The 6,864-nt window shown below is 64.6% G+C and carries 7 protein-coding genes; all 7 read left to right on the top strand.

What is annotated here, in order from left to right; all coding sequences use genetic code 11:
* Positions 1 to 274: 274 nt before the first annotated feature.
* Positions 275 to 1,927, top strand: coding sequence for a CTP synthase (locus WAL33_RS19920; protein WP_422183562.1), 1,653 nt, complete (start codon positions 275 to 277; stop codon positions 1,925 to 1,927).
* A 116-nt stretch (positions 1,928 to 2,043) separates the two neighbouring features.
* The gene (gene rpmF / locus WAL33_RS19915; protein ID WP_007671126.1) at positions 2,044 to 2,226 is read left to right on the top strand and encodes a 50S ribosomal protein L32; all 183 of its coding nucleotides are present in this window, start codon (positions 2,044 to 2,046) and stop codon (positions 2,224 to 2,226) included.
* A 191-nt stretch (positions 2,227 to 2,417) separates the two neighbouring features.
* Entirely contained in the window at positions 2,418 to 3,437 is a 1,020-nt protein-coding gene (locus tag WAL33_RS19910) for a retroviral-like aspartic protease family protein (protein WP_422183559.1), read from the top strand.
* A 104-nt stretch (positions 3,438 to 3,541) separates the two neighbouring features.
* On the top strand, positions 3,542 to 4,822 hold the full coding sequence (gene eno / locus WAL33_RS19905; protein WP_422183558.1) for a phosphopyruvate hydratase: 1,281 nt from the start codon (positions 3,542 to 3,544) through the stop codon (positions 4,820 to 4,822).
* Between the two features lie 353 nt (positions 4,823 to 5,175).
* A complete protein-coding gene (locus WAL33_RS19900) occupies positions 5,176 to 5,472 on the top strand; it encodes an FtsB family cell division protein (RefSeq protein ID WP_029917040.1) in 297 nt (98 codons plus the stop codon).
* A gap of 162 nt (positions 5,473 to 5,634) precedes the next feature.
* Entirely contained in the window at positions 5,635 to 6,666 is a 1,032-nt protein-coding gene (gene pdhA, locus WAL33_RS19895; RefSeq protein WP_422183555.1) for a pyruvate dehydrogenase (acetyl-transferring) E1 component subunit alpha, read from the top strand.
* Positions 6,663 to 6,864: biotin/lipoyl-containing protein (locus tag WAL33_RS19890; protein WP_422183554.1), on the top strand; the 202-nt coding region annotated here is incomplete at its 3' end. The genes pdhA and WAL33_RS19890, both read left to right, overlap by 4 nt.

Below are 6,864 nucleotides of genomic sequence, written 5' to 3'. Positions count from 1 at the left end.
CCGCAGATCAGCGCGCCGGCCCCGACCGTCTCGGCGCCCAAGCCGGCCGCCAAGGCTCCGGTCCCCAAGAGCCAGGTCGGGACGCCCGCCGCCGCGCCGGTCCCAGTGATCGCCGCCCCGGCTCCGGCTGACCAAAAGCCGGCCCAGTAAGGGCCGACGACATCCTACTGTTGATGCCCGAGCCGACCCCTCCGGGAGGGGTCGGCGCATTCTTTTGTGAATGAACCTCGGTCTTTTCCCCGGCGGCATCGAATCACGGCTAATCTGATCGCCCATGACCCGGTACATCTTCATCACCGGAGGCGTGGTTTCCTCATTGGGAAAAGGCCTCGCCTCCGCAGCGCTCGGAGCGCTCCTTCAGGCCCGCGGCTACAAGGTTCGCCTTCGTAAGCTCGACCCCTATCTCAACGTCGATCCGGGCACGATGAGCCCGTATCAGCACGGCGAGGTCTTCGTGACCGACGACGGGGCCGAGACCGACCTCGATCTGGGCCACTACGAGCGCTTCACCGGCGTGTCGGCCACCAAGGCCGACAACATCACCACCGGCCAGATCTACAAGACGATCATCGAGAAGGAGCGTCGCGGCGACTATCTGGGCGCGACCGTCCAGGTGATTCCGCACGTCACCAACGAGATCAAGGACTTCGTCCTGTCGCCGGCGCTTGACGAGTCAGGCGAGAAGCCGGTCGACTTCGTGCTGGTCGAGATCGGCGGCACAGTGGGCGACATCGAGGGCCTGCCGTTCTTCGAGGCCATCCGCCAACTGCGCCAGGACCTGCCGCGCGGCCAGAGCTGCTACGTGCACCTGACCCTGCTGCCGTTCATCAAGACGGCCGGCGAGATGAAGACCAAGCCGACCCAGCACTCGGTCAAGGAACTGCGCTCGATCGGCATCCAGCCCGACATCCTGCTGTGCCGCTGCGAGCAGGAGATCCCGGTCGAGGAAAAGCGCAAGATCGCCCAGTTCTGCAACGTGCGTCCCAGCGCCGTGATCCAGGCGATGGACAGCGCTTCGATCTACGCGGTGCCGATCGACTACCACAAGGAAGGCCTGGACGCCGAGGTGCTGGACGTGTTCGGCATGAGCGACGCGCCCAAGCCGGACCTGTCGCGTTGGGAAGCCATTGACCAGACGGTCCAGCATCCCGACGGCGAGGTGACCATCGCGGTGGTCGGCAAGTACACGGTCCTGAAGGACGCCTATAAGTCTTTGATCGAGGCCCTGCACCACGGCGGTCTGGCCAACAAGGTCAAGGTCAACCTGGACTGGGTCGAGAGCGAGACCTTCGAGGGCGATCCCGGCGCGGCCGCCGCCCGCCTGGAAAACGCCCACGCCATCATGGTCCCCGGCGGTTTCGGCGAGCGGGGGGCGGAAGGCAAGATCCGCGCCGCCCAGTTCGCCCGCGAACGCAAGGTGCCGTATTTCGGCATCTGCTTCGGCATGCAGATGGCGGTCATCGAGGTGTTGAGAAACGTGGCGGGCGTCAAGGACGCCTCGTCCAGCGAGTTCGGGCCCACGGAGCGTCCGGTGGTCGGCATCATGACCGAGTGGATCAAGGGCAACGAGACCGTCCAGCGGCGCAGCAACGACGACCTGGGCGGCACCATGCGCCTGGGGGCCTACGAGGCCGTCCTGACCCCGGGTTCGAAGGTCGCCGAGATCTACGGCGGGACCGAGATCAGCGAGCGCCACCGCCACCGCTACGAGGTCAATATCGGCTACGCCCACCTGATGGAGGACGCCGGCCTGAAACTGACCGGCCGTTCGCCCAACGGCGTGCTGCCCGAAATCGTCGAGCGCGAGGACCATCCGTGGTTCATCGGCGTGCAATATCACCCCGAACTGAAGAGCCGTCCGTTCGCCCCGCACCCCTTGTTCGCCAGCTTTATCGCCGCGGCGAAAGAGCAGGGACGATTGGTCTAACAAGCCCGGTTGCATACTCGGGGAGTTTCAGGCATAAGCGCGCCCTCACACGGCGGCCTGGGTCTTCCCCGAGTCGCCGTCTCTAATTTTCAAGCTCAGCGAGCAGAGTCACTTCGATGGCCGTTCCCAAAAGAAAAACTTCGCCTTCTCGCCGGAACATGCGCCGGTCGCACCACGCCCTGGGCGCCAATTCCTTCGTGGAAGACAAGGACTCGGGCGAACTGCGCCGCCCGCACCACGTCGACCTGAAGACCGGTCTGTACAACGGCAAGCAGATCCTGACGCCGAAGGAAGACTAGCCTTCAGCGCGCTCCGTTTCGGCGGAGCGACAAGACGAAGCTCGAAAGGCGGCGGTCCCCGGACCGCCGCTTTTTCGCTTTCAGCGCAGCTTTCCCCAAGCGGACGCTTCCGCGTCCGTGCTTGCTTGACCATGGATTTCGACAACGTCGTCGAAATAACCGTGGTATCTTGACGGCAGGGAGATCCGCCCATGCTCACACGCCGAAACATCGCGGCGGGACTGGGATTGTCGCTGATGGCCGATGCGGCCTGGGCTCGATCCGCGACGCCCGAGCCGCTGCTGCGGAAGACTTCGCTGCAAATTTCGCCAACGCCCGCGCCGTCAGCGCCGGCCGTGCTTCCACCGGCCGAGCCTCCGCCGATCTTCCTCGACACGGCGCTGGATTCAATCGACCGCATGACGGTCGAGGTGTTCATCAACGGGCAGGGGCCGTTCGCCTTCGTGGTCGACACCGGCGCCGACCGCAGCGCGTTGTCGACGACGTTGGCGGCGCGACTGGGCTTGGAGGCTGGCCGCACGGTGATGCTGCACGGCGTAGGCGGCTCGGCCCTGACGCCCACGGCCAAGGTGCCGCTGATGGTGGCCGGCGATGCGCACATGAAGGACTCCGAATTGCCGGTGCTTCCGCCCGAGCGTCTGGGCGTGGATGGTCTGCTGGGCGTCGACATGCTGGACGACCGCAACGTCATCATGGATTTCCGCCGCAAGCGGTTGGAGGTCCGTCGCAGCACCCCTCTGTCGTCCGTCCATTCCAGCGCGCGCGAGGTCTCGGTGCTCGCGGACGCCCGTTTCGGTCGGCTGGCGGTCGCCAACGCCCGGGTCGGCGGCGCGCGCTGCACCGCCTTCATCGACTCCGGTTCGGGCGCCAGCATCGGCAACATGGCTCTGGCCCAGGCGATCAAGTTGCGGGTGCGCCGCAAACCCGACCCCGCCATCGCCATCCGGCTGGTCGGCGCGGCGGGCGAGGCGACCTTGGGCGAACTGCGGATCGTCCGTTCGATCGAATTGGGGGCCCTGCGGATGACCAACCTGCCTCTTGTGCTGGCCGACCTGCACATCTTCGACGTCTGGAACCTCAACAGCCGGCCTGCCGTGCTGTTGGGCGTCGACGTGCTGAAGCTGTTCTCCCGGGTCGAGCTCGACTTCGGTTCGGACCGGGTGAAGTTCCGTCTCGGCAAGGGGTGGGCGCCGCCGGTCCTGCAGGCCTGAGAAAAGGCGCGCGCCGTACGCTCGTTCCGATGATCCGGCGAGCGCCGGTTGCGGTCCGAGGCCCACGCCGCTAAGGGGAGGCGCCTTTTGAAAGGGGAGCTCCCATGACCGAGATCGTCGACATCATCGCCCGCGAAATTCTGGACAGCCGCGGCAATCCGACGGTCGAGGTCGACGTCGTCCTGGAAGACGGCGCCTTCGGTCGTGCCGCCGTGCCCTCGGGCGCCTCGACTGGCGCTCACGAAGCGGTCGAAAAGCGCGACGGCGACAAGTCCCGCTACGGCGGTAAAGGCGTCAAGGCAGCGGTGGACGCGGTCAATGGCGAGCTGTTCGACGCGCTGTCGGGCGTCGATGCCGAAGACCAGCGCCGCATCGACAACCTGATGATCGAGCTGGACGGCACGCCCAACAAGAGCCGCCTGGGCGCCAACGCCATCCTCGGCGTCTCGCTGGCCACCGCCAAGGCCGCCGCCGAGTCGGCTGGTCTGCCGCTCTACAAATATGTCGGCGGCGTCTCGGCCCGTGTGTTGCCGGTGCCGATGATGAACATCATCAACGGCGGCGCCCACGCTGACAACCCGATCGACATCCAGGAGTTCATGATCCTGCCGACGGGCGCGCCGACCTTCGCCGAAGCCTTGCGGATGGGCGCGGAGATCTTCCATGGCCTGAAGAAGGCCCTGAAGGACGCCGGCCACAACACCAACGTCGGCGACGAGGGCGGCTTTGCCCCGAACCTCGGCTCGGCCGAGGACGCCCTGGCCTTCATCGTCAAGGCGGGCGAGGCCGCCGGTTACAAGTCGGGCCAGGATTTCGTCCTGGGCCTGGACGTGGCGGCCACCGAGTTCTTCAAGAACGGCAAGTACGAGCTGGAAGGCGAGGGCAAGAGCCTGGATCCGGGCCAGATGGTCGACTACCTGGCCAACCTGGCCGACAAGTTCCCGATCCTGTCGATCGAGGACGGCATGTCGGAAGACGACTTCGAGGGCTGGAAGCTGCTGACCGAAAAGTTGGGCAAGAAGGTCCAACTGGTCGGCGATGACCTGTTCGTCACCAACCCCAAGCGTCTGCAACTGGGTCTCGACAAGGGTCTGGCCAACTCGATCCTGGTCAAGGTCAACCAGATCGGATCGCTGTCGGAAACCATCGACGCCGTCGATCTAGCCCACCGTAACGCCTACACCAGCGTGATGAGCCACCGTTCGGGCGAAACCGAGGACAGCACGATCGCCGATCTGGCCGTCGCCCTGAACTGCGGTCAGATCAAGACCGGCTCGTTGGCCCGTTCGGACCGGTTGGCCAAATACAACCAACTGCTGCGTATCGAGGAAGCCCTTGACGACCAGGCCGTCTATGCCGGTCGCGCGGTGCTCAAGGGGCGTTAGATCCGACGACAACGACGACGAAAGGCGGCGCTTTCAGCGCCGCCTTTTTCGTTTCAAATGCTACGATTCTCAGGGTGGAGATGTTGATCGCCCGCTTTGGAGGCGCCGGGCGCCAAAATTCACCAACAATTTTTCTAAAAGCGAAAATGGACTTCCGCCGCACTGCCGCAGAAAACGCCACGAAACGGCCGTTCAGATGCTGCGGCGCGGTATCTAGATGCCCTTGAAACCATCTCAAATGAAAGCGTTAGGGCCCTGCTTTCGACATCTTGTCCTCGCTGGCCAAAACTCCCCGTTTAGTAAGGCGTTAAGCCTGATCGGGCAGGTTAAACATACCCTCCTGGGAATCGCTGATGTTCGCCCGACTGCAACCTTTTCTGCCGACCGCGGCGCTCCTCCTGTTGATCACTTACTTCGTGTTCCATGCTCTTACGGGCGAACGCGGACTGTTATCGACGTCGCAGCGCAATGCAGATCTCGCCGCCAAGACCCTGGAGTTGAAGAAGATCCGCGCCGAAAGGATGGACCTGGAGGCCCGTGCTCGTCTATTACGCAGCGGCAGTTTGTCGGCGGACCTCTTGGAAGAACGCGCGCGTTCGCTCCTCGGATATGCCGATCCCAAGGACTACGTGATCCGCACCCCGCGCTGAGCGTTTGGTGGGAGACCCTGTCCTAGGCTCTGCCGGCGGATCAGGCGAGCCTGACCCGTTTCGGGTTTGACAAAGGACCCCTATCTACGCGGAACCGAAGGTTCATTCGGTCGGTGGGCGTCCAGGAGTAGGCCGCGATGAAGATTGGCCAGGGAGAGTTGAATGGCGCGTACGCGCAAGGGTGAAGCCCCCGCGGGGAAGGCTGATGCCACCGGTGTCAACACCTTCGTCGGCAAGGACGAGCTTCTGAAATTCTACCAGGACATGCTGCTGATCCGCCGCTTCGAAGAGCGCGCCGGTCAACTGTACGGCATGGGTCTGATCGGCGGCTTTTGCCACCTCTATATCGGTCAGGAAGCCATCGCGGTCGGCATGCAGTCGATCAAGGTCAAGGGCGACCAGATCATCACCGGCTACCGCGACCACGGCCACATGCTGGCCGCCGGCATGGACCCGAACGAAGTCATGGCCGAACTGACCGGCCGCGCGGGCGGTTCGTCGCGCGGCAAGGGCGGCTCCATGCACATGTTCGACGTCGAGACCGGCTTCTACGGCGGCCATGGCATCGTCGGCGCCCAGGTGTCGCTCGGCACCGGCCTGGCGCTGAACAACCACTATCGCGGTAACGGCAATGTCTCGTTCGCCTATTTCGGCGACGGCGCGGCCAACCAGGGCCAAGTCTACGAGAGCTTCAACATGGCCCAGCTGTGGAAGCTGCCGGTCGTGTACGTGATCGAGAACAACCAGTACGCCATGGGCACCAGCGTCGAGCGTTCGGCCTCGGAGACCGCCTTCCACAAGCGCGGCACGTCGTTCCGGATTCCCGGCGAGGAAGTCGACGGCATGGACGTCACGGCCGTCGCCGAGGCCGGCGCCCGCGCCGCTGAGCACGCCCGCAGCGGCCAGGGCCCGTTCATCCTCGAGATGAAGACCTATCGCTATCGCGGCCACTCGATGTCCGACCCAGCCAAGTACCGGACCAAGGACGAGGTCGACAACGTCAAGCAGACGCGCGACCCGATCGACCACCTGAAGGAACGCCTGGCCAAGGCCGGCGTCACTGAAGACGACCTGAAGGTCGTCGATGCCGAGGTGAAGCGCATTGTGGCCGAGGCGGCTGAGTTCGCCCGCACCAGCCCCGAGCCCGATCCTTCCGAACTGTACACTGACGTATACCTGGAGGCCGCCCAGTGACGGACATCCTGATGCCCGCCCTGTCCCCGACGATGGAAGAGGGGACCCTGGCCAAGTGGCTGGTCAAGGAAGGCGACACCGTCAAGGCCGGCGACGTGATCGCCGAGATCGAGACCGACAAGGCGACGATGGAAGTCGAAGCCGTCGATGAAGGCGTGGTCGAGGCCATCCTGGTTGAGGCCGGCACAGAGAACGTCA

The sequence above is a fragment of the Caulobacter sp. genome (assembly GCF_049283275.1).
Taxonomy (GTDB): Bacteria; Pseudomonadota; Alphaproteobacteria; order Caulobacterales; family Caulobacteraceae; genus Caulobacter.
The sequence above is the reverse complement of the archived record's forward strand: the minus strand, read 5'-3'. Positions and strand labels throughout refer to the sequence as shown.

Excerpts from the sequence above, each read along its gene's own strand:
- WAL33_RS19920 (WP_422183562.1), top strand. The coding sequence starts at position 275 with ATGACCCGGTACATCTTCATCACCGGAGGCGTGGTTTCCTCATTGGGA.
- rpmF (WP_007671126.1), top strand. The coding sequence starts at position 2,044 with ATGGCCGTTCCCAAAAGAAAAACTTCGCCTTCTCGCCGGAACATGCGC.
- WAL33_RS19910 (WP_422183559.1), top strand. The coding sequence starts at position 2,418 with ATGCTCACACGCCGAAACATCGCGGCGGGACTGGGATTGTCGCTGATG.
- eno (WP_422183558.1), top strand. The coding sequence starts at position 3,542 with ATGACCGAGATCGTCGACATCATCGCCCGCGAAATTCTGGACAGCCGC.
- WAL33_RS19900 (WP_029917040.1), top strand. The coding sequence starts at position 5,176 with ATGTTCGCCCGACTGCAACCTTTTCTGCCGACCGCGGCGCTCCTCCTG.
- pdhA (WP_422183555.1), top strand. The coding sequence starts at position 5,635 with ATGGCGCGTACGCGCAAGGGTGAAGCCCCCGCGGGGAAGGCTGATGCC.